The organism is Pseudomonas viridiflava (assembly GCF_001642795.1).
In the GTDB taxonomy this organism is placed as follows: Bacteria; Pseudomonadota; Gammaproteobacteria; order Pseudomonadales; family Pseudomonadaceae; genus Aquipseudomonas; species Aquipseudomonas viridiflava.
The window spans coordinates 20,163-42,041 of sequence record NZ_LKEH01000031.1 but is presented as its reverse complement, the minus strand read 5'-3'; the positions used below and the strand labels follow the sequence as shown (position 1 = coordinate 42,041).

General features: G+C 58.3%; 19 protein-coding genes and 1 pseudogene. 15 read left to right on the top strand and 5 right to left on the bottom strand.

The window, feature by feature from the left end:
* Positions 1 to 8: 8 nt before the first annotated feature.
* On the bottom strand, positions 9 to 632 hold the full coding sequence (gene lolA / locus AO065_RS18345) for an outer membrane lipoprotein periplasmic chaperone LolA (protein ID WP_004884692.1): 624 nt from the start codon (positions 630 to 632) through the stop codon (positions 9 to 11).
* Positions 633 to 701: 69 nt separating this feature from the next.
* Entirely contained in the window at positions 702 to 3,104 is a 2,403-nt protein-coding gene (gene ftsK / locus AO065_RS18340) for a DNA translocase FtsK (RefSeq protein ID WP_050562187.1), read from the bottom strand.
* Positions 3,105 to 3,583: 479 nt separating this feature from the next.
* On the opposite strand from ftsK, the gene aat reads away from it, so the two are divergent.
* The 3 genes from aat (at position 3,584) to infA (ending at position 5,350) form a co-directional block, all read left to right on the top strand.
* Positions 3,584 to 4,273 (top strand): leucyl/phenylalanyl-tRNA--protein transferase, encoded by a 690-nt coding sequence (gene aat, locus AO065_RS18335; protein WP_004884686.1) that lies wholly within the window; start codon positions 3,584 to 3,586, stop codon positions 4,271 to 4,273.
* Between the two features lie 49 nt (positions 4,274 to 4,322).
* Complete coding sequence (locus AO065_RS18330; RefSeq protein WP_004884684.1) at positions 4,323 to 5,030, top strand: arginyltransferase; 708 nt, start codon at positions 4,323 to 4,325, stop codon at positions 5,028 to 5,030.
* A 101-nt stretch (positions 5,031 to 5,131) separates the two neighbouring features.
* The gene (gene infA, locus AO065_RS18325) at positions 5,132 to 5,350 is read left to right on the top strand and encodes a translation initiation factor IF-1 (protein ID WP_002553999.1); all 219 of its coding nucleotides are present in this window, start codon (positions 5,132 to 5,134) and stop codon (positions 5,348 to 5,350) included.
* Between the two features lie 113 nt (positions 5,351 to 5,463).
* Here infA and clpA read toward each other — a convergent pair whose 3' ends face one another.
* Complete coding sequence (clpA, locus tag AO065_RS18320) at positions 5,464 to 7,737, bottom strand: ATP-dependent Clp protease ATP-binding subunit ClpA (RefSeq protein ID WP_004884681.1); 2,274 nt, start codon at positions 7,735 to 7,737, stop codon at positions 5,464 to 5,466.
* Positions 7,738 to 7,767: 30 nt separating this feature from the next.
* Positions 7,768 to 8,130 carry an ATP-dependent Clp protease adapter ClpS gene (gene clpS / locus AO065_RS18315; protein ID WP_004884680.1) on the bottom strand — a complete coding sequence of 121 codons (363 nt, stop codon included), beginning with the start codon at positions 8,128 to 8,130 and terminating at the stop codon, positions 7,768 to 7,770.
* A gap of 222 nt (positions 8,131 to 8,352) precedes the next feature.
* Here clpS and cspD point away from each other — a divergent pair, with 222 nt between their 5' ends.
* Entirely contained in the window at positions 8,353 to 8,622 is a 270-nt protein-coding gene (gene cspD, locus AO065_RS18310) for a cold shock domain-containing protein CspD (RefSeq protein ID WP_004884677.1), read from the top strand.
* Positions 8,623 to 8,704: 82 nt separating this feature from the next.
* On the opposite strand, the pseudogene AO065_RS26740 reads toward cspD, so the two are convergent.
* A pseudogene (locus AO065_RS26740) lies at positions 8,705 to 9,330 on the bottom strand (isocitrate/isopropylmalate family dehydrogenase).
* A 440-nt stretch (positions 9,331 to 9,770) separates the two neighbouring features.
* Between AO065_RS26740 and AO065_RS18295 the strand changes: the two are divergent.
* The 11 genes from AO065_RS18295 to AO065_RS18245 all read left to right on the top strand — a co-directional run bounded on the left by AO065_RS18295 (position 9,771) and on the right by AO065_RS18245 (position 21,854).
* Complete coding sequence (locus AO065_RS18295) at positions 9,771 to 11,996, top strand: NADP-dependent isocitrate dehydrogenase (protein WP_004884675.1); 2,226 nt, start codon at positions 9,771 to 9,773, stop codon at positions 11,994 to 11,996.
* A gap of 134 nt (positions 11,997 to 12,130) precedes the next feature.
* On the top strand, positions 12,131 to 12,577 hold the full coding sequence (locus AO065_RS18290) for an NUDIX hydrolase (protein WP_004884674.1): 447 nt from the start codon (positions 12,131 to 12,133) through the stop codon (positions 12,575 to 12,577).
* 60 nt (positions 12,578 to 12,637) lie between these two features.
* Positions 12,638 to 13,768 (top strand): tRNA 2-thiouridine(34) synthase MnmA, encoded by a 1,131-nt coding sequence (gene mnmA / locus AO065_RS18285; protein ID WP_004884672.1) that lies wholly within the window; start codon positions 12,638 to 12,640, stop codon positions 13,766 to 13,768.
* Positions 13,768 to 14,388 (top strand): high frequency lysogenization protein HflD, encoded by a 621-nt coding sequence (hflD, locus tag AO065_RS18280; protein WP_004884670.1) that lies wholly within the window; start codon positions 13,768 to 13,770, stop codon positions 14,386 to 14,388. Before mnmA ends, hflD begins: the two co-directional genes overlap by 1 nt.
* A gap of 130 nt (positions 14,389 to 14,518) precedes the next feature.
* A complete protein-coding gene (gene purB / locus AO065_RS18275; RefSeq protein WP_004884667.1) occupies positions 14,519 to 15,889 on the top strand; it encodes an adenylosuccinate lyase in 1,371 nt (456 codons plus the stop codon).
* Positions 15,890 to 15,950: 61 nt separating this feature from the next.
* The gene (locus tag AO065_RS18270) at positions 15,951 to 17,117 is read left to right on the top strand and encodes a ribosomal protein uL16 3-hydroxylase (protein ID WP_004884664.1); all 1,167 of its coding nucleotides are present in this window, start codon (positions 15,951 to 15,953) and stop codon (positions 17,115 to 17,117) included.
* On the top strand, positions 17,110 to 17,532 hold the full coding sequence (locus AO065_RS18265; protein ID WP_004884663.1) for a GNAT family N-acetyltransferase: 423 nt from the start codon (positions 17,110 to 17,112) through the stop codon (positions 17,530 to 17,532). The genes AO065_RS18270 and AO065_RS18265 overlap by 8 nt, the downstream gene beginning before the upstream one ends.
* Before the next feature lie 185 nt (positions 17,533 to 17,717).
* The gene (locus AO065_RS18260) at positions 17,718 to 18,449 is read left to right on the top strand and encodes a secretin N-terminal domain-containing protein (protein ID WP_004884661.1); all 732 of its coding nucleotides are present in this window, start codon (positions 17,718 to 17,720) and stop codon (positions 18,447 to 18,449) included.
* A 527-nt stretch (positions 18,450 to 18,976) separates the two neighbouring features.
* Positions 18,977 to 20,302 (top strand): isocitrate lyase, encoded by a 1,326-nt coding sequence (gene aceA, locus AO065_RS18255; RefSeq protein ID WP_004884657.1) that lies wholly within the window; start codon positions 18,977 to 18,979, stop codon positions 20,300 to 20,302.
* 453 nt (positions 20,303 to 20,755) lie between these two features.
* Positions 20,756 to 21,169 (top strand): NADH-quinone oxidoreductase subunit A, encoded by a 414-nt coding sequence (locus AO065_RS18250; protein ID WP_002554011.1) that lies wholly within the window; start codon positions 20,756 to 20,758, stop codon positions 21,167 to 21,169.
* A gap of 10 nt (positions 21,170 to 21,179) precedes the next feature.
* Entirely contained in the window at positions 21,180 to 21,854 is a 675-nt protein-coding gene (locus AO065_RS18245) for a NuoB/complex I 20 kDa subunit family protein (RefSeq protein WP_004884656.1), read from the top strand.
* The last annotated feature ends 25 nt before the right edge of the window (positions 21,855 to 21,879 follow it).

Genomic DNA, 21,879 nt, shown 5'->3' with positions numbered 1-21,879 from the left:
AGGCCTTCTTACTCTTGAATGACATCAGCACCCTTGGGAATCTGGAACTGAAACTTGCTGGCAGCGATAGGTTCGTTGGCCTTGACGCCGGTGAACAGGATATTGGTGCGCTGGCCGACGCTGTCGACCAACTGCATGTCGTTGATGATGCCGTTACGGAACGACAGGCGCAGGCTGTCGAACAGGGTGTCCTTGGTCTTGGGCTTGAGCACGAAGTCAATCACGCCACCCGCTTCCTTGGCGGTGATGTCGAAGCTTTCGCTGATCTTCGACACGTCACCGGACAGCAGCAGCGCCGGGGTCTGGGTCAGGCGTTGATCGAGGGTCTTGATGGTGACCTGCTCCAGATCCGGGTCCCAGAGCGAGACTTTCTTGCCGTCGGACACCATCAGTTGTTCCTGAGGTGCGTCAGTGTGCCAGTTGAACAGGCCGGGGCGTTGCAGCGCCATTTCACCCGTGGTTTCCTGCAATTGGGTGCCGCCACCATCCAGCGTCAACTGGGAGAAGCGTGCGGTCAGGGTGCGGGAGTTTTCCAGCAACTGGGTCAGGCGTGTCACGTCCTTGCTGTCTGCATGGGCGGGGATCACGGAAAAAGTCAGTGCGGTTGCCAGCAGCATGCGGATAAGACGCATGGAATTCCTCTTTGCAGTCATTGGATGTCACGACAGCGAGCAGGACTCACTGTCGACGCAGTTTTGCAATCAGTCACGCATCGGGCCGGGGGCAATGACTTCACGGGAGCCGTTGGTGTTCATGGACGTCACGACACCCGCCATCTCCATCGCCTCGATCATGCGCGCCGCGCGGTTGTAGCCAATCTTGAGTTTGCGCTGTACGGCAGAGATAGACGCACGACGACTCTCGAGTACGAATTTGACGGCTTCGTCGTAGAGCGCATCGCTTTCGCTGTCCTCACCGCCTTCACCGCCACCGCCATCGAAGCCGCTGCCGGCCTCTTCCACGCCAGCCAGAATATCGTCGTTGTAGTCCGGGGTGCCGCGAAGCTTCCAGGCTTCCACCACACGGTGTACCTCTTCGTCGGAAACGAACGCACCGTGCACACGAATCGGCAGGCTGGTGCCCGGAGGCATGTACAGCATGTCACCGTGGCCCAGCAGTTGCTCGGCGCCGCCCTGATCGATGATGGTCCGTGAGTCGATCTTGCTCGACACCTGGAACGCCATGCGCGTCGGGATGTTGGCCTTGATCAGACCGGTGATCACATCCACCGACGGCCGCTGGGTCGCCAGAATGAGGTGAATACCCGCAGCACGGGCCTTCTGGGCGATACGGGCAATGAGCTCTTCAACCTTCTTGCCGACGATCATCATCATGTCGGCGAATTCGTCCACCACAACCACGATGGTTGGCAACTTGGTCAGCAGTGGTGCTTCGTCGTGAATGCTTTCACGCTTGTACAGCGGATCCGCCAGCGGCTCGCCGGCGTCCTGGGCGTCCTTGACCTTCTGGTTGAAGCCCGACAGGTTACGCACGCCCATCTTGGCCATCAGCTTGTAGCGACGCTCCATCTCGGCCACGCTCCAGCGCAACGCGTTGGCAGCGTCCTTCATGTCGGTCACCACCGGACACAGCAGGTGCGGAATGCCTTCGTAGATCGACAACTCCAGCATCTTAGGGTCGATCATGATCAGCTTGGCGTCATCCGGGCCGGACTTGAACAGGATCGACAGAATCATCGCGTTCACACCCACCGACTTACCGGAACCGGTGGTACCCGCCACCAGCAGGTGCGGCATCTTGGCCAGATCGGTAATCACCGGCTTGCCGCCGATGTCGTGACCGAGCGCCAGCGTCACCGGGGACTTGGCGTTGTCGTATTCCGGCGTCGAAAGAACCTCGGAGAAACGCACGATCTGGCGGTCCTCGTTGGGAATCTCGATACCCACGGTGGTCTTGCCGGGGATGACCTCGACCACACGTACGCTGGTCACTGCCAGCGAGCGCGCAAGGTCCTTGGCCAGGTTGGAAATACGGCTGACCTTGACGCCCGCAGCCGGTTGGATTTCATAGCGAGTAATCACAGGACCCGGATGAATCGAATCCACCGTGACCTCGACACCGAATTCCTTGAGCTTGATTTCCAGCAGATGACCCACGGCCGCCAGGGACTCGGGGGAATAATTGAGCTGCTTCTTCTCCGCCGGATCAAGAATCGAGATCGGCGGCAAGGTGCCTTCGACTGCGCTGTCAACGAACAGCGGGGCCTGCTTTTCCTTCTGCACGCGCTTGCTGGGCTCGGGCGGACGCGAAGGTGCCGGAGCAATGACCGCAGGCACGTGTTTTTCACGCTCGGTCATGTGTTTACTCAGCGAGACTTCGCGCTCGATGATCCGCTCTCGGGCCTTGGCCTGCTCACGGCGATCGGACGCCGCAGGCGCGACCACGTCGTTGACCTGCATATCGACTTCACGCAATTGCGCGACCATTTGCTTGCGCTCGACACGGGCAGCCCACCAGCGGTTGGCGGCGCCCTGGAACAGCTCGAACAGGTCCAGGGTGATCTTGCCGGTCACGTCCATGACCTTGAACCAGGACAGATCGGTGAACACGGTCAGACCAAACAGGAACAGCGCGATGAACAGCAAGGTGCTGCCCTGGATGTTCAGTGCCTTCTTGGCCAGGTCGCCCAGGACTTCACCCAGCACGCCACCGGCAGAACCCGGAAAGCCTGCTGCGAAGTGAAAATGGATGTGCGCCAGCGCAGCACCTGCCAGCACCAGAAACACCAGACCGATCAGGCGCCAGGAGAACAGCCAGCCGCTCCACTGCCAGGGTTCGTGACGATGACGAAACACCTGCCAGGCCTTGATGGCCAGCAGCAGCGGAAAGATATAGGCAAAGTAACCCAGCACCATGAACAGGATGTCGGCACAGAACGCACCGGCACGCCCGGCAGCATTCTGCACTTGCGCGGCGCTGCTGGTATGGCTCCAGCCCGGATCGCTCTGATCGTAGGTCAATAACGCCATCATCAGGTACAGGCACAGGGCGCCGAAGGCGATCAAGGCACCTTCCTTGAGCCGGTAATGCAGTTGCTGTCGCCAAAGCGGAACAGCGCTGGGTGCTGGTGTGGATTTCTTCAAAACGCTTTATTTCCTGCGCTGGAGCGCGAACATCTCGTTGATTGACGTTGAACGGCTGTCGCCGGCACCGGCTGCGCCCTGATGAAAAAGGCCACAGCCCGCTGTGAGGCCTGATCGAGAACCGTTTGAATGATAATGCGCAAAGCCGGCATTGTAAGGCCTTAGAGGCCTTGAGGTCTGTACGAAAACTCGCTTGACCGGTTTCATGCCTGATAAAAAAGCCTGCGTAGAGGTCGACCATCCTCATGCATCGTCGACAGCGTTCAATTTGAGCACGCATTTTCTTTTGTGACAAAGGCTTATGGCAGGATTCTGCCAACAGCCCGCAACACGGCGCCCATGACCCCGCGATCCTTTGCGCGCCCTACCGCTAGCAGCCGACAAGCGCCATAATGACGACCGCTTGTGACCGCGTTTGCCGCACGGAGTTGCAAACACGTATCGCATGCGCCCTCCCCTTCCGCAAAGTCGTGATGCCCATGCTGACCTGGTTACAACGCAACAGCCTCGATTTTCCGCCACTGGACAAGGCCCTTCGCGAGCCAAACGGATTGCTCGCTGCGGGTGGAGACCTTTCTGCCGACCGCCTGATTCGCGCCTACCGTCACGGCTGCTTTCCCTGGTTTCAGGACGGCCAGCCCATCCTGTGGTGGTCGCCCGACCCGAGAACCGTGCTGCTGCCTGAAGAGCTGCACGTCTCACGCAGCCTCGGCAAGGTTCTGCGCCAGGCTCGCTACACCGTCACCTTCGATCAGAACTTCGCCGCCGTCATACAAGCCTGCGCTGCGCCTCGCAGTTACGCCAATGAAACCTGGATAACTCGTTCGATGCAGGACGCCTACCTTGAGCTGCATCGCCGTGGACACGCCCACAGCGTCGAGGTCTGGGAAAACGACGTTCTGGTCGGTGGCCTTTATGGCCTGGCGATGGGGCAACTGTTTTTCGGGGAGTCCATGTTCAGCCGCGCAGACAACGCTTCCAAGGTCGGATTCGCCACGCTGGTGGAACGCCTGCACGCCTGGGGCTTCGTTCTGATCGACTGCCAGATGCCGACCCAGCACTTGCACAGCTTCGGCGCCCGCTCGATCCCGCGCCAAGCCTTTGCCGATTATTTGAACCGTCATCTGGATCAACCGACTAACGCAGACTGGTTGCCTAGGCGAGTTTGACAGGCTGGCATACACTCATGATTAAAGGTTTTTCGACAAGGGGGCGATCATGACGGAGCTGGCGCGGCTTAAGTTTTATGCCACTCAACCCCATACCTGCAGTTACTTGCCTGAAGAGCAGGCGACGACGCTGTTTCTGGACCCCAGCCAACCCATGGATGTTCAGGTTTATGCCGACCTGTCCGATATGGGTTTTCGGCGTAGCGGCGATCACCTTTACCGCCCTCACTGCCAGAACTGCAGTGCCTGCGTGCCTGCACGCATCCCCGTGAATTTGTTCGTGCCCGACCGCCAGCAAAAACGCATCCTCAAGCGCAACGCCGACATTCAGGTGCGCAGTACCAAGCCGGTTTTTACTCAGGAATACTTCGATCTCTACCAGCGCTACATCGAACAGCGGCATGCCGACGGCGACATGTTTCCACCGAGTCGCGATCAATTTTCGACATTTCTGGTGCGTGACCTGCCGTTCTCACGTTTTTATGAGTTCCGTCTCGAGGGTCGTCTTCTCGCAGTGGCGGTGACTGACCTGCTGCCCAACGGTCTTTCTGCGGTCTATACCTTCTACGAACCCGAAGAAGAACGCCGCAGCCTGGGCCGTTATGCAATCTTGTGGCAGATCGCTGAAGCCGCGAGGTTGCAGTTGCATGCGGTGTATCTGGGCTACTGGATAAAGAACTGCAAAAAGATGAATTACAAGACGCAATATCGCCCTATCGAGCTGCTTACCAATCAAAGATGGGTCACTCTGTATTGAACCCCTTGGCTTAAACAGGTTTTTTCGGGCACAATGCACGCCGCTTTTGCCTGGCGCCACTTGCACCGGGCCACTCATTTGTATACCGAGGGCTTTACTGCATGTCGAAAGAAGACAGCTTCGAAATGGAAGGCACTGTCGTCGACACCCTGCCCAACACCATGTTTCGTGTGGAGTTGGAAAACGGGCACGTCGTAACCGCGCATATCTCCGGCAAGATGCGCAAGAATTACATCCGTATTCTGACCGGTGACAAGGTGCGTGTAGAGTTGACGCCCTATGACTTGAGCAAAGGGCGTATCACCTACCGCGCTCGTTAATCAGGCATCAACAAAAACGCCCGGCATATGCCGGGCGTTTTTGTTTCTGACAATAGCGGACAATCCGACCAGATCCGGGACTGCGCCCGTTTCCGGGCGCACCCCCTACTGTATCACGCCATCTCTGCCGTGGTTTCGTAGTCGAACGTGATCTCGCCGTCCTTGATGTCGATGTGAACCACACCGCCGTGCTCTGACAATTCGCCGAACAGGATCTCTTCAGCCAGTGGCCGCTTGATCTTGTCCTGAATCAGACGAGCCATTGGTCGAGCGCCCATCGCCGCATCGTAGCCACCCTGCGCCAGCCAGCTTCTGGCCGCGTCGGAGACTTCGAGCAGTACACGCTTGTCTTCCAGCTGCGCCTGAAGCTCGGTGAGGAACTTGTCCACCACGCTCTTGATGACTTCGTGGCTGAGACGGCCAAACTGGATGATCGTATCGAGACGGTTGCGGAATTCCGGCGTGAAGCTCTTCTTGATCACTTCCATCGCATCGGAAGAGTGATCCTGGTGAGTGAAACCGATCGAGGCCCTCGCAGCCGATTCGGCACCGGCGTTGGTGGTCATGATCACGATCACGTTACGGAAATCGGCCTTGCGCCCGTTGTTGTCAGTCAGCGTACCGTGGTCCATGACCTGCAACAGCAGGTTGAAGACTTCCGGGTGCGCCTTCTCGATTTCATCGAGCAACAGCACGCAATGCGGCTGACGCGTGATGGCCTCGGTCAGCAGACCGCCCTGATCGAACCCGACGTAACCCGGAGGCGCGCCGATGAGACGTGAAACGGTGTGCCGCTCCATGTACTCGGACATATCGAAACGAATCAGCTCGACGCCCAGCGCCTTCGCCAATTGGCGAGCCGCCTCGGTCTTGCCGACACCGGTCGGACCTGCGAACAGGAACGAGCCGACTGGCTTGTCCGGCGACTTGAGGCCTGCACGAGACAGTTTGATCGCAGTGGACAGCGAATCGATCGCGGCGTCCTGGCCGAACACCGTGAGCTTGAGGTCGCGCTCCAGATTACGCAGCAGTTCCTTGTCGGAGCTGTTGACGTGTTTCGGGGGAATACGCGCGATCTTGGCGACGATGTCCTCGACCTGAGGCACGTCAATACGCTTCACTCGCTGCTCCACCGGCTGCAGACGCTGGTAGGCGCCCGCCTCATCGATCACGTCGATAGCCTTGTCAGGCATATGACGATCGTTGATGTAGCGCGATGCAAGCTCTGCAGCGGCGCGCAGCGCCTCATCACTGTACTCGATGCTGTGATGCTGCTCGAAACGCCCCTTGAGGCCTCTCAGGATGCCAATGGTGTCTTCCACCGAAGGTTCGGACACGTCGACTTTCTGGAAGCGGCGTGCCAACGCACGGTCCTTCTCGAAAATCCCGCGAAATTCCTGGAAGGTGGTCGAGCCGATGCAACGGATATCACCCGATGACAGCAATGGCTTGAGCAGATTCGACGCGTCCATGACGCCGCCGGATGCCGCACCCGCACCAATGATGGTATGGATTTCGTCGATAAACAGGATCGCATGCGGACGCTTGCGCAATTCATTGAGCAGCGCCTTGAAGCGCTTCTCGAAATCGCCGCGGTATTTGGTACCGGCCAGCAATGCACCCAGGTCGAGCGAGTAGACGACACTGCTGGCAAGCAGGTCAGGGACCTGATTGTCGACAATGCGCTTGGCCAGACCTTCGGCAATTGCCGTCTTGCCGACACCCGCTTCACCGACCAGCAGGGGGTTGTTCTTGCGACGACGCGCCAGGATCTGTGCGACACGCTCGACTTCGCTTTCGCGGCCGACCAGCGGATCGATGCGCCCCTGACGGGCCAGTTCGTTCAGATTGCTGGCATAGGCATCCAGAGGATTGCCAGAGGAAGATGCTTCACCGCCCTCGTCGTCCTGCATATCTTGCTCACCTTCAGAAGAGTGTTCGCCATGCCCTGGAACCTTGGAGATACCGTGGGCGATGTAATTGACGACATCAATCCGGGCAACGCTCTGCTGCTTGAGCAGAAACACGGCCTGGCTTTCCTGCTCACTGAAAATCGCAACCAGCACATTGGCACCGGTCACTTCACGCTTGCCGGAGCTCTGTACGTGGAAGACTGCGCGCTGCAGGACGCGCTGAAAACCCAACGTCGGCTGGGTTTCGCGATCCTCGTCGTGGACGGGGATCAGTGGAGTGGTGGAGTCGATAAACTCCTGCAGATCATGCTTGAGCTTATCGAGGTTTGCGCCGCAGGCACGCAAGACAGTGGCTGCAGCCTCATTATCCAATAAGGCCAGCAGGAGGTGCTCGACCGTCATGAACTCATGACGTTTTGAACGAGCTTCCTTGAAGGCCAGATTGAGGGTGACTTCGAGCTCACGGTTTAACATAGCTTCACCTCATACCCAAGTGGTCGGCGATTAACCGTCCTTCTCGATCTCACAGAGTAGTGGATGCTGGCTCTCCCTGGCGTATTGATTGACCTGCATTGCCTTGGTCTCGGCGATGTCGCGGGTAAACAATCCGCAGACTGCCCGTCCCTCTGTATGGACGGCCAGCATGACCTTGGTAGCCAGCTCACGATTCAGGTTAAAAAACACCTCGAGCACTTCAACGACGAAATCCATCGGGGTGTAGTCATCGTTAAATAAAACCACCTTGTACATCGGTGGCGCCTGCAGGGTCGGCTTGGCGTCCTGCACTGCGATGCCAGCCGAGTCGTCCTCGTGTGATTGCGGACCATCCTGATTGAATGTTAGTCGAATCTTGCTGAATGCATGCATGGAAAGAAACGTTCGTGGTAAAGGGCGGATTGAGCCTGAGTCGCGATCTGACCAGTTTTGAATTGGACTGCCGCATGACCTTGACTATCAGCTAAACGGTGTTACAAACAATAGAGCCCACATTGGGTAAAAAGGGTCCGCGCAGTCAACCAAAATTTTTTAGGTCAGGCGGATTGAGGTGGATGATACTCCAGACGGAGTCCTTTGCAGAGGGATATGGCTATGCTCAGTGGTAAAGTCAAGTGGTTCAATAATGCAAAAGGCTATGGATTTATCCTTGCCGACGGCAGGGATGAAGATCTGTTCGCTCATTATTCGGCTATCCACATGGATGGATACAAAACACTCAAGGCGGGCCAGCCGGTCAGCTTTGAGATTATCCAGGGCCCGAAGGGTTTGCATGCAGTCAATATAACCACGGTCACGGCAGGCGTCAGCGCTGCGACCGAGGGTTCGAATGCAACCCAGAAAGCTTCAAATGTGCCAGCCTAGGGCGAACCACCACAAACGCCAGCCATAGGAGGCAGCCGGTTCTGAAGTGATTGAACCGGCTGTTTCTGATAGCTGGGGCGGTTTACATGTGCTCAATGAGCGCATCGCCGAACGCTGAGGAGGACAACAACGTTGCGCCCTCCATCAACTGCTCAAAGTCATAGGTCACCGTTTTAGCGGAGATTGCGCCGTTGGTGCCTTTGATGATCCCCCCGCCTCCACACATCCATATTTCGGCCGATAGAATCACCGACCCCGGATTGACCTGGTCCTTGCCCTCCTGCCCGGGAGCAGTATCCCGCGCGACCTCGAACATCGCAACGGTGTCCGACAGCCTGGTGCCCGTCGCAACTCAACATTGAGCGAGCGTATGCCGCCGCCGACAAGCGTGGTCAGCGATCCCTTGTGGACACAACGTATTCCCTGACCGTGTCGAGGGCTTCATCAGACAGCCAGGTGTCGGGGCCATAGACTTGGGTCGCCTTCTCTCCCGCATAGACCTCCATCCAGGAAATCCTGCGCTGACCGCCGTACGCCTTTTCAACAGCCGCATCCACGACCTTGATCATCACCGGACTGATGTCGACACCGGTTCCGTCACCTTCTATATAGGGAATGATCGGTGTGCCGGGTACGCTCAGGGAGTGATCGGGGTTGACCGTTATCTTTTCACCCACCATCTGGAATGCTTATTCTCTGGTATTCCATGACTGACTCCGTTTTCGGGTCTGTTTGGACTGCGTGACAGGCATTGAGCGTAGCCATGCCCACCGCCACCCGCAAACCGAAGCGCCCCACAGAGATCTCATAACCCCCTCGAAAACATTGACTCAGAGCGGTTTCGTTCGACCAACGGCGAATATTCATTATTCGATAGCACGCATAGCATTAATGCTTGGCGCCAAGGGTTTGATATACTGCGCGCCGTGACCGCAGAGTCATAAAGGCTGACCCGTCTGAACCAGACCTCTCAGCCTTACAGATGCGCCGGACTGAAGCTCGGCCCGGCAGCTTGACGCTCGACTGATGCACCCAACATCACCGCGAATAAACCTCGACCCAGGCTCATGACTGAACTGTGAGCAGAGTGCATACCCTGCGCGTATCGAGATTTTGTGCATGCTCAGCAAAACAGAGAGTTAATACGAATGTCCAACCGCTCGAAGATCATCTATACCTTCACCGACGAAGCTCCGGCCCTCGCCACCTATTCGCTGCTGCCCATTATCGAAGCGTTCACCGCCTCCTCCGATATCGACGTGGAAACGCGTGATATCTCCCTGGCAGGCCGCGTTCTTTCCAGCTTCCCGGAGTCGCTTGGCGCCGATCAACAAGTGCCGGATCATCTCGCCGAGCTCGGCAAACTGGCCACCACGCCAGAAGCCAACATCATCAAATTGCCCAACATCAGTGCTTCGGTTCCGCAGTTGAAAGCGACCATCAAGGAGCTTCAGGATCAGGGTTTCAAGATTCCCGACTACCCTGAAGCACCGACCACTGACGCCGAAAAAGAAACCCGCGCCCGCTACGACAAGATCAAGGGCAGCGCTGTAAACCCGGTTCTGCGTGAAGGCAACTCCGACCGTCGCGCGCCACTGTCGGTCAAGAACTACGCTCGCAAGCACCCGCACAAGATGGGCACCTGGTCTTCCGACTCCAAGGCCCACGTTGCCCACATGAGCAACGGCGACTTCTACGGCAGCGAAAAAGCCGCCCAGATCGAAGCGGACAACACCGTCAAGATCGAATTGGTCGCTCAGGATGGCACCACCACCGTCCTGAAAGAAAAAACCGCCGTGAAAGCGGGCGAGATCGTCGATTGCTCGGTCATGAGCGCCAAGGCACTGCGCAGCTTCATCGCCGCTGAAATCGAAGACGCCAAGAAGCAGGGCGTACTGTTCTCGGTGCACCTGAAAGCCACCATGATGAAGATCTCCGATCCGATCATGTTCGGCCAGATCGTCGACGAGTTCTACAAGGATGCCCTGACCAAGCACGCCGACACGCTGAAGCAGATCGGCTTCAATCTGAACAACGGCATTGGCGACCTGTACGACCGCATCAGCGCCCTGCCCGCCGACAAGCAGGCCGAAATCAAGGCTGACATCGCTGCGGTCTACGCCGTTCGTCCGCAACTGGCGATGGTCAACTCCGACAAGGGCATCACCAACCTGCACGTACCGAGCGACGTGATCGTCGATGCGTCCATGCCCGCCATGATCCGTGACTCCGGCAAGATGTGGGGCACCGATGGCCAGTTGCACGATGCCAAGGCCGTGATCCCGGACCGCTGCTACGCCACCATCTATCAGGCAGTCATCGAAGACTGCAAGAAGAACGGCGCATTCGATCCGACCACCATGGGCAGCGTACCGAACGTCGGCCTGATGGCTCAGAAGGCCGAAGAGTACGGCTCGCACGACAAGACCTTCCAGATCAATACCGACGGCGTGGTCCGCGTGACCGACAGCCAGGGCAATCTGCTCATGGAGCAGAAGGTCGAGACCGGCGATATCTGGCGCATGTGCCAGGCCAAGGACGCACCGATCCAGGACTGGGTCAAACTGGCCGTCAACCGCGCTCGCGCAAGCAACACTCCAGCCATTTTCTGGCTCGACGCCTCCCGTGCGCACGACAGCGTGATGATCGAGAAAGTACGTCAGTACCTGGGTGATCACGACACTTCGGGCCTGGACATCCAGATCCTGTCGCCGGTCGAAGCCATGAAGCTGACTCTGGAACGCACCCGCGCCGGCAAGGACACCATCTCGGTGACCGGTAACGTATTGCGCGACTACCTGACCGACCTGTTCCCGATCATGGAGCTGGGTACCAGCGCCAAGATGCTGTCTATCGTCCCGCTGATGAATGGCGGCGGCCTGTTCGAAACCGGCGCTGGCGGCTCGGCACCGAAGCACGTTCAGCAGTTCGTGGAAGAAAACTTCCTGCGCTGGGATTCGCTGGGTGAGTTCCTCGCCCTGGCTGCTTCTCTGGAGCATTTGGGCAACGCCTACAACAACCCGAAAGCACTGGTTCTGTCCAAGACCCTCGACCAGGCCACTGGCGAGTTCCTGGACCGCAACAAGTCGCCTTCGCGTAAGGTCGGCGGCATCGACAACCGTGGCAGCCACTTCTACCTGACCCTGTTCTGGGCACAGGCGCTGGCCGCTCAGAATGACGATGCAGCCCTCAAGGCGCAGTTCGCTCCGCTGGCCAAAACCCTGACCGACAACGAAGAAAAAATCGTTGCCGAGCTCAATGCGGTTCAAGGCAAGCCAGTGGAAATCGGTGGCTACTACTACGCCAACGCCGAGAAGACCAGCAAAGCCATGCGCCCAAGCGCAACCTTGAACGCAGCCATCGCCGCGTTGTAAGAGGCAACCCGGGCGACGCCATCCAGCGTCGCCCCTGAAAGCCCCGGCCATGCGCCGGGGCTTTTTCGTTCAAGCGAAGAGCGGGCTCCAGCCCCTATACTTCGCGCTTCATTCCTCTCATGAAGGAGCCCTGTATGGATTGGCAAGCCCACGTTACCGTCGCCACGATTGTCGAAGATCAGGGTAGATTTCTGTTCGTCGAAGAGATCAAGGGTGGTCGCAAGGTGTTGAATCAGCCCGCCGGCCATCTTGACCCGAACGAAAGCCTGCAGCGCGCAGCTGTTCGCGAAACGCTGGAAGAGACCGGCTGGGATGTCGAACTGAGCAGCGTGGTGGGGATTTACCTCTATACCGCGCCCAGCAACGGCGTGACCTATCAGCGTATCTGCTTTGCCGCCAAAGCTTTGCGCCATCATCCCGACTACGCGCTCGATGACGGCATCGTCGGCCCGATCTGGCTCACTCGCGACGAACTGCTTGCCGAGCAGGACCGCTGGCGCAGCGAACTGGTACTGCGCTGCGTGGACGACTATTTGAATGCCGAACGATTCAGTCTCGACCTGCTGCGCGACAAGGCGTGAGACTGGACGCCCTCAGCCTGATAGAATCGCGTCCTTTTCAAGGCCACCCATTGAATCCCTATGCGTGATCCAGCTCCCTCCAACTCAGAAATGAAGCGCGTGATCGTCGGCATGTCCGGCGGCGTGGACTCTTCCGTTTCCGCCGTACTGCTCATGGAGCAGGGTTATCAGGTGGAAGGCTTGTTCATGAAGAACTGGGAAGAAGACGACGGAACGGAATATTGCACCGCCCGCGAAGACCTGGCCGACGCACAGGCTGTGTGCGACAAGATCGGCATCAAGCTGCACACCGCCAACTTTGCCGCCGAGTACTGGGACAATGTGTTCGAACACTTCCTGGACGAATACAAGGCCGGGCGCACCCCCAACCCGGACATCCTCTGCAACCGGGAAATCAAGTTCAAGGCCTTCCTCGACTACGCCCTGATGCTGGGTGCCGACCTGATTGCCACCGGCCATTATGTGCGCCGCCGCGATATCGATGGCCGCACCGAACTGCTCAAGGGGCTGGACCCGAACAAGGATCAGAGCTATTTCCTGCATGCCGTGGGTGGCGAACAGATCGCCAGAACACTGTTCCCGGTCGGCGAACTGGAAAAGCCGGAAGTGCGCGCCATTGCTGAAAAGCATGGCCTGGCGACCGCCAAGAAAAAGGATTCCACCGGGATCTGCTTCATCGGCGAGCGTCGCTTCACGGATTTCCTGCGCCAGTACCTGCCCGCCCAGCCCGGCGAGATCAAGACCACCGACGGTGAAGTGATCGGTCGCCACAGCGGCCTGATGTACCACACCATCGGCCAGCGCCAGGGCCTGGGCATCGGCGGCCTGAAAGACGCCAGCGATGATCCGTGGTACGTGCTGGTCAAGGACCTGGAACATAACGAGCTGATCGTGGGCCAGGGCAATGATCACCCATGGCTGTTCTCCCGGGCGCTGGTCTCCTCGGAGATCTATTGGGTCAACCCCATCGACCTGAGCAGCCCGCGCAAGCTGACCGCCAAGGTCCGCTATCGGCAGGGCGACCAGCATTGCACGCTGGAAAAGACCGCTGATGGCTATCGCGCCACGTTCGACGAGCCGCAACGTGCGGTCACACCCGGCCAGTCCGTCGTGTTCTACGAGGGTGAAATCTGTCTGGGCGGTGGCGTAATCGAAGTCGCCGAACCCTGGACCAGCAAGGACAAGCGTTGATGACCCCGACTCAGGAACAACTGACCGCCCTGGGTGGCGTGTTCCAGGCCGCCGTACTGGTCGACCGGATCGCCAAGACCGGTCAGGTCAGCGAAGCGGCGATGAGCTGCATGATCGGTAGCCTGCTGGTGGTCGACCCCAAGGACACGCTGGACGTGTACGGCGGCGACGATCTGAACCTGCATGAAGGCTATCGCGCAATGGTCAGCGCTCTGGAACGCGACCCCGCGACACTGCAACGCGAGCCGTTGCGCTACGCCCTGGCCATGCTGGGCCTGGAACGCCAACTGGCCAAGCGTGACGACATGCTGGAAGTGATCGGCAAACGAATCCCGGTGATTCAGTCGCAGGCCGAGCACTTTGGCGTGGCCCACGAGAACGTGATCGCTGCTACCGGCGCTCTGTATCAGGACACGCTGAGCACATTGCGCCAGCGTATTCAGGTGCACGGCGACATGCGCAACCTGCAGCAACCCAACAACGCATCGAAGATTCGCGCCCTGCTGCTGGCCGGGATTCGCTCGGCGCGGCTGTGGCGGCAGGTTGGCGGTCATCGCTGGCAGCTGGTATTCAATCGACGCAAGCTATTGAAAGAACTTTACCCATTGCTGCACGGCTGACCGCCGCGCCGCAATGACCCTCACCACCACAGGCATGGTGCGATCTACGCTGGTCAGTCCGCCTCAGTCGGACTGATTTTTCATGTATGATACGCGCCCTTTTTGTTGCCCGACTGTCCGAGAGCACCCCATGCAGCTTTCTTCGCTCACCGCGGTTTCCCCTGTTGATGGCCGCTACGCCGGCAAAACCCAGGCTTTGCGCCCTATTTTCAGCGAATACGGCCTGATCCGTTTTCGTGTGATGGTCGAAGTGCGCTGGCTTCAGCGTCTGGCGGCTCATCCGCAGGTCACTGAAGTGCCGGCATTCTCCCCGCAGGCCAACGCCATCCTCAACACGCTGGCCGAAGACTTCTCTGTGGAACACGCCGAGCGCGTCAAAGAGATCGAGCGCACGACCAACCACGACGTGAAAGCCGTGGAATACCTGCTCAAGGAACAGGCTGCCAAGCTGCCCGAGCTGGAAAACGTCAGCGAGTTCATCCATTTCGCCTGCACCAGCGAGGACATCAACAACCTGTCCCACGCCCTGATGCTGCGCGAAGGCCGCGACACCGTCATGCTGCCGCTGATGCGCCAGATCGCCGATTCCATCCGTGAACTGGCCATCCGTTTCGCCGACGTGCCAATGCTGTCGCGCACTCACGGCCAGCCAGCCTCTCCCACTACGCTGGGCAAGGAACTGGCCAACGTCGTCTACCGACTGGAGCGCCAGATCGCACAGATCGCGGCAGTGCCATTGCTGGGCAAGATCAACGGTGCAGTGGGCAACTACAACGCTCACCTGTCGGCCTATGCCGATATCGATTGGGAAGCGAACGCGCGCGCGTTCATCGAAGACGAACTGGGTCTGGGCTTCAACCCCTACACCACTCAGATCGAGCCGCATGACTACATCGCCGAACTGTTCGATGCCGTCGCACGCTTCAACACCATTCTGATCGACTTCGACCGCGACATCTGGGGCTACATCTCCCTGGGTTATTTCAAGCAGCGAACCATCGCGGGCGAGATCGGCTCTTCGACCATGCCGCACAAGGTCAACCCGATCGACTTCGAGAACTCCGAAGGCAACCTGGGCATCGCCAACGCACTGTTCCAGCATCTGGCCAGCAAATTGCCAATCTCCCGCTGGCAGCGCGACCTGACCGACTCCACCGTGTTGCGCAATCTGGGCGTAGGTTTTGCCCACAGCGTGATTGCCTACGAAGCCAGCCTCAAGGGCATTGGCAAGCTGGAACTGAACGAACAGCGCATCGCGGCTGATCTGGACGCCTGCTGGGAAGTCCTGGCCGAGCCGATCCAGACGGTCATGCGTCGCTATAACATCGAAAATCCGTACGAAAAGCTGAAAGAACTGACACGCGGCAAGGGCATCAGCCCAGAAGCGTTGCAAACTTTCATCGACGGCCTGGACATGCCTGCCGAAGCGAAGGCCGAGCTGAAAAAGCTCACCCCCGCCAATTACATCGGCAACGCGGCAGCTCAAGCCAAGCGCATCTGACACGCAAGACAATTTGCACACGCCCGGCTGTGCCGGGCGTTTTCATTTCAAGGGCTTACACATGAATCCTGATATTCCTCTTCAACTTCTGGGCGGCATCAGCGCGCGCGTCTTCATGCGTGATTACTGGCAGAAAAAGCCATTGCTGATCCGTCAGGCATTGCCGGACTTCCAGAGTCCGATCGATGCAGACGAGCTGGCCGGTCTGGCCCTGGAAGAAGAGGTCGAGTCGCGACTGGTCATCGAAAAAGGCGAGCGTCCCTGGGAGCTGCGTCGCGGCCCGTTCGCCGAAGACGAATTCAGCAAACTGCCTGAGCGCGAGTGGACGCTGCTGGTCCAGGCAGTGGATCAGTTCGTTCCGGAAGTCAGCGAACTGCTGGAGCACTTCCGGTTCCTGCCAAGCTGGCGTATCGACGATGTGATGATCAGCTACGCCGCACCCGGCGGCAGCGTCGGCCCGCATTTCGACAATTACGACGTGTTCCTGCTTCAGGGCCACGGCAAGCGGCACTGGCAGATCGGCCAGATGTGCGACTCCGACAGCCCTCTTCTGCAGCATGCAGACCTGCGCATTCTTGCCGACTTCGAAGCGACCGAAGAATGGACGCTGGAGCCGGGCGACATGCTTTACCTGCCGCCACGTCTGGCCCACTGCGGCGTGGCCGTGGACGACTGCCTGACCTACTCGGTAGGCTTCCGCGCCCCTGGGGCAGCCGAAGTGCTGACCCACTTCACCGACTTCCTCAGCCAATTCATCACTGATGAAGAGCGCTATACCGACGCCGACGCACAGCCGGTCAGTGATCCTCATCAGATCCAGCATGACGCACTCGACCGTCTCAAGGCTTTACTGGCCGAGCACATGGGCGACGAGCGCCTGCTGCTGACCTGGTTCGGCCAGTTCATGACCGAACCACGCTATCCTGAACTGGTGACCGGCCCGGAACTGGCCGAAGAAGACCTGCTCGACAGCCTGGAACAGGGCGCAGTGCTCATTCGCAACCCGAGCGCACGCCTGGCCTGGTCGGAAGTGGACGATGATCTGCTACTGTTTGCCAGTGGTCAGAGCCGCCTGTTGCCGGGCAACCTGCGCGAACTGCTCAAACTGATCTGCGCTGCCGATGCACTGCACAGCGAAAACCTTGGCCAATGGTTGGCCGATGACGAAGGACGCAATCTGCTTTGCGAACTCGTAAAACAAGGAAGCCTGGGATTTGCCGATGAATAAAGTCACCGTATCTGTTGCAGACTGGCAGAGAAAAAACGCCGATATCAGGCGCATCCGCGATGCGGTCTTCATCGCCGAGCAATCGGTTCCGCCGGAGCTTGAGTGGGACTCGGAAGACATGGACGCCGTGCACTTCCTGGCATCAGAGGGCGATTACCCGATCGGCACTGCCCGCCTCCTGCAGGATGGTGAAATTGGTCGGCTGTCTGTGCTCAAGGACTGGCGAGGCCTGAAAGTCGGCGAAGCGTTACTGACCGCTGCGATCAATGAGGCCGAGAAGCGCGGCCTGAAGGAGCAGAAACTCAGCGCTCAGGTTCAAGCCATCGCGTTTTACGAGCGCTTTGGCTTCACCGTGGTCAGTGACGAGTTTCTCGAAGCAGGGCTGCCACACGTGAACATGGTACGCCAGGCCTGAGCACCAAGGTATGTAGGCGTTAAAAAGCGCACTACAAAAACATGACGCCCCGATTTTCCTGTTCCAGCCGGACTATGCTGGAACACAAATGTCGGGGCGTTTTGCCATCTGGACATTCAGCTTGCCCGCCACAGGCCGACAACATGGCACACTCATGCTTTACGCAATCATTGCGGAGACTGGACATGTCAGGACGTACCCTGCTCGCCTCGCTGCTGATCCTAATCAGCACCTGCACACTCGCGGCGACGGAAGTCGTGCCGCTCAATTACCGGACCAGCGCCGATCTGCTGCCCGTCGCCAAGTCTTTTCTGGGCCAGGACGGCACGGTCAGCGCCTATGGAAACCAGCTTGTCGTCAACGCTGATTCGCGCAAGATCGAAGAACTTCGCACCTTGATTTCGCAGCTCGATACCGCACCAAAGCGCTTGCTGATCAGCGTGGACACCGGCGAAAACGCCTCCCGCAGCGCCAATGGGTCCCGGGTCATCAACTACGGCACAGTCAGTCGTGAAGGCGGGGTGCAACAGATACAGGCCACCGAGGGTGCGCCAGCGCTCATTCAGGTCGGACAAAGCGTGCCCTTGACCACCTCGTCAACCGATTCCTATGGCTACGCGCAGAGCAATACCGAATACCGCAACGTGACTCAGGGGTTTTACGTCACCGCCAGCGTCACAGGCGAGACGGTGCACCTGAACATCAGCACCAACCGCGACCGGATGAGCCAGGAGCGGCCTGACGCCATCAAGGTGCAAAGCACTGACAGCCAGGTCAGCGGTCGCCTCGGCGAATGGATCACGCTGGCCAGCAGCAGCGACCAGTCGATGGCCGACCAGAACGGCGTCGCTCAACGCTATTCGACCCAGGGTCGGGACGACATGGTACTGCGCGTGATGGTGCAAACCCTCGAATAGCCTGCGCATGCCTGAAACCCAGTACCTGCGGGGCTTTTAATGACCAGTAGGTCGCTTTCAAACAGATATGTAGTGATTATTAAAAAGCACTACAAATTGTTTGACGGGTCAAAAATCGCGAGGCATGATTGCCTCGCTCCCGCTGATCAGAGGCCCTGAACAGGCCTTCGAATCGCCGCTCTGACTCACCCACTAGAGCCGATTCGTGTCCGCACCGCCCACAAGGCAGTTTGACGAGATTGCGACTGGAACGAAGTTGTCCCGAGGGACGGAAGCGTAAACGGTAACCCGGCAAGGCTTTTTGGTGACGCACAACGGCATCCACGAGCCAGACTGTCCACTTGACTGAGTCATGCCCGGCACCCTGCTCTCTCCTCGAGCCATCGTTCACCCATCGCCATCCGTTAACCGGCGGCCCGATCCAGGGTTTCCTGTCAGCGAGCAGCCATCTACCGTGCCTTCGATAAACAAGGCGTTTTGGCGGAGCAGGACTTTCCAACAAGACCTACTTCTAGAGGTTTATCTCCATGGCACTGACACGCGAACAACAAATAGCGGCTCTCGAGAAAGACTGGGCTGAAAATCCGCGCTGGAAACACGTGACCCGTACCTACTCCGCCGCCGATGTGGTCCGCTTGCGTGGCTCGGTTCAACCGGAACACACCCTCGCAAAAATGGGCGCTGACAAGCTCTGGAATCTGGTCACGCAAGGTGCCAGGCCATCCTTCCGGCCTGACAAGGACTTCGTCAACTGCATGGGCGCGCTGACTGGCGGTCAGGCGGTTCAACAGGTCAAGGCCGGCATTCAGGCGATCTACCTCTCCGGCTGGCAGGTTGCCGCCGACAACAACTCCGCCGAATCCATGTACCCGGACCAGTCGCTGTACCCGGTTGACTCAGTCCCGACCGTGGTCAAGCGCATCAACAACTCGTTTTGCCGTGCCGACCAGATCCAGTGGAAAGCCGGCAAGAACCCGGGCGATGAAGGCTATATCGACTACTTCGCGCCGATCGTGGCAGACGCCGAAGCCGGTTTCGGCGGCGTACTGAACGCCTACGAGCTGATGAAAAGCATGATTGAGGCCGGTGCTGCAGGTGTGCACTTCGAAGACCAGTTGGCCTCGGTAAAAAAATGCGGCCACATGGGCGGCAAGGTATTGGTGCCCACCCAGGAAGCCATTCAGAAGCTGGTGGCTGCCCGTCTGGCTGCTGACGTCGCTGGCGTGCCGACCATTATTCTGGCCCGTACGGATGCCAACGCGGCAGACCTGCTGACCTCGGACTGCGACCCTTACGACAAGCAGTTCGTGACCGGCCAGCGCACACCGGAAGGTTTCTACAAGGTCCGTGCCGGCCTGGATCAGGCGATCTCACGCGGCCTGGCCTACGCGCCATACGCCGATCTGATCTGGTGCGAGACTGCCAAACCGGATCTGGACGAAGCACGTCGCTTCGCCGAGGCGATCAAGAAGGAATACCCGGACCAGTTGCTGTCCTACAACTGCTCACCTTCTTTCAACTGGAAGAAGAACCTGGACGACGCGACCATCGCGAAATTCCAGCGCGAGCTGTCGGCAATGGGCTACAAGCACCAGTTCATCACGCTGGCGGGTATCCACAATATGTGGCACAGCATGTTCAACCTGGCGCATGACTACGCCCGCAACGACATGACCGCCTACGTAAAACTGCAGGAGCAGGAGTTCGCTGACGCCGCCAAGGGCTACACCTTCGTGGCCCACCAGCAGGAAGTGGGCACCGGCTACTTCGACGACATGACTACCGTGATCCAGGGCGGCGTGTCATCGGTCACCGCCCTGACCGGCTCGACTGAAGAAGAACAGTTCCACTGATCCACCCGGCAACGCGCTCGATAAAAAAACCGCCCCAAGGGGCGGTTTTTTTATTCCGGGGTATCGATGCGCGGTATTGATCCGGGACAATGTAAGCCGCTGCACGTAATGCGATAAATCTGCAGGCTTTTAATCAACTCATGGCGTAACTATGGCAAGCAGAACTTACAGCGCCCCTCAAATGATATCAATTATCATTCAAATTGCGTTTCATTCATTTTCGACCGATTGATACATAATGGATGAAAAGCCCTGTAACGCCCGCCTGGCAGGCCCTACAGCCTTTCAAAGGGCTTATAGCCGATTGATTCGTTGAATAAATTTGATGTAGAAAATTTACTTGCCAACTGTTTGCACATAAAATCATCGCGTTGACTGCTCTGCGACATTTCGTCACTGCCTCGACTCTTTATCAAGCACAGAGACCTTTGCTCTCTAACAAGGACTGCCAGCATGCCCGAATCGACAGGATTGATTGCCCACAACTGGGGCTTCGCCATTTTCCTTTTGGGTGTTGTCGGCCTTTGCGCCTTCATGCTCGGTCTCTCCAGCCTGCTCGGAAGCAAGGCGTGGGGCCGCAGCAAGAACGAACCTTTCGAATCCGGCATGTTGCCTACCGGCAGCGCGCGTCTGCGTCTTTCCGCAAAATTCTATCTGGTCGCGATGCTTTTCGTGATCTTTGATATTGAAGCCCTTTTTCTCTTTGCCTGGTCTGTGTCCGTCCGCGAAAGCGGCTGGACCGGATTCGTCGAAGCTCTCGTTTTCATAGCAATTCTGTTGGCAGGTCTTGTCTACCTATGGCGGGTTGGAGCACTTGATTGGGCTCCTGAAGGTCGCCGTAACCGACAAGCGAAGCTGAAACAATGAGGCTTTGGCGATGCAATACAACCTTACAAGGATCGACCCGGACGCTCCTAACGAGCAGTACCCCATCGGCAAACGGGAAACCGTTTCCGATCCGTTAGAAGATCAAGTCCACAAAAACATTTTCATGGGCAAGCTTGAAGACGTGCTGAACGGTGCGGTCAACTGGGGGCGGAAAAACTCCCTGTGGCCTTACAACTTCGGCCTGTCGTGCTGCTACGTGGAAATGACCACCGCCTTCACGGCTCCTCACGACATCGCGCGCTTTGGCGCCGAGGTTATCCGGGCTTCGCCACGTCAGGCGGATTTCATGGTAATCGCCGGTACGCCTTTCCTGAAGATGGCTCCCATCATTCAGCGTCTGTACGAACAGATGCTTGAACCGAAGTGGGTCATTTCCATGGGCGCCTGTGCCAACTCCGGTGGCATGTACGACATCTATTCCGTGGTTCAAGGTGTGGACAAGTTCCTCCCCGTGGATGTCTACGTGCCCGGCTGCCCGCCCCGCCCCGAGGCATTCCTGCAAGGCCTGATGCTGCTGCAGGAATCCATCGGCCAGGAGCGTCGCCCACTTTCCTGGGTCGTCGGTGATCAAGGCGTCTATCGCGCCGACATGCCGTCGCAAAAGGAACAGCGCCGCGAACAGCGTATTCAGGTCACCAACCTGCGCAGCCCCGACGAAGTCTGATCCAGCCCGTTCTTCTTATAAAAAA

Excerpts from the sequence above, each read along its gene's own strand:
- lolA (WP_004884692.1), bottom strand. The coding sequence starts at position 632 with ATGCGTCTTATCCGCATGCTGCTGGCAACCGCACTGACTTTTTCCGTG.
- aat (WP_004884686.1), top strand. The coding sequence starts at position 3,584 with ATGCTGACCTGGTTACAACGCAACAGCCTCGATTTTCCGCCACTGGAC.
- AO065_RS18330 (WP_004884684.1), top strand. The coding sequence starts at position 4,323 with ATGACGGAGCTGGCGCGGCTTAAGTTTTATGCCACTCAACCCCATACC.
- infA (WP_002553999.1), top strand. The coding sequence starts at position 5,132 with ATGTCGAAAGAAGACAGCTTCGAAATGGAAGGCACTGTCGTCGACACC.
- clpA (WP_004884681.1), bottom strand. The coding sequence starts at position 7,737 with ATGTTAAACCGTGAGCTCGAAGTCACCCTCAATCTGGCCTTCAAGGAA.
- clpS (WP_004884680.1), bottom strand. The coding sequence starts at position 8,130 with ATGCATGCATTCAGCAAGATTCGACTAACATTCAATCAGGATGGTCCG.
- cspD (WP_004884677.1), top strand. The coding sequence starts at position 8,353 with ATGCTCAGTGGTAAAGTCAAGTGGTTCAATAATGCAAAAGGCTATGGA.
- AO065_RS18295 (WP_004884675.1), top strand. The coding sequence starts at position 9,771 with ATGTCCAACCGCTCGAAGATCATCTATACCTTCACCGACGAAGCTCCG.
- AO065_RS18290 (WP_004884674.1), top strand. The coding sequence starts at position 12,131 with ATGGATTGGCAAGCCCACGTTACCGTCGCCACGATTGTCGAAGATCAG.
- mnmA (WP_004884672.1), top strand. The coding sequence starts at position 12,638 with ATGCGTGATCCAGCTCCCTCCAACTCAGAAATGAAGCGCGTGATCGTC.
- hflD (WP_004884670.1), top strand. The coding sequence starts at position 13,768 with ATGACCCCGACTCAGGAACAACTGACCGCCCTGGGTGGCGTGTTCCAG.
- purB (WP_004884667.1), top strand. The coding sequence starts at position 14,519 with ATGCAGCTTTCTTCGCTCACCGCGGTTTCCCCTGTTGATGGCCGCTAC.
- AO065_RS18270 (WP_004884664.1), top strand. The coding sequence starts at position 15,951 with ATGAATCCTGATATTCCTCTTCAACTTCTGGGCGGCATCAGCGCGCGC.
- AO065_RS18265 (WP_004884663.1), top strand. The coding sequence starts at position 17,110 with ATGAATAAAGTCACCGTATCTGTTGCAGACTGGCAGAGAAAAAACGCC.
- AO065_RS18260 (WP_004884661.1), top strand. The coding sequence starts at position 17,718 with ATGTCAGGACGTACCCTGCTCGCCTCGCTGCTGATCCTAATCAGCACC.
- aceA (WP_004884657.1), top strand. The coding sequence starts at position 18,977 with ATGGCACTGACACGCGAACAACAAATAGCGGCTCTCGAGAAAGACTGG.
- AO065_RS18250 (WP_002554011.1), top strand. The coding sequence starts at position 20,756 with ATGCCCGAATCGACAGGATTGATTGCCCACAACTGGGGCTTCGCCATT.
- AO065_RS18245 (WP_004884656.1), top strand. The coding sequence starts at position 21,180 with ATGCAATACAACCTTACAAGGATCGACCCGGACGCTCCTAACGAGCAG.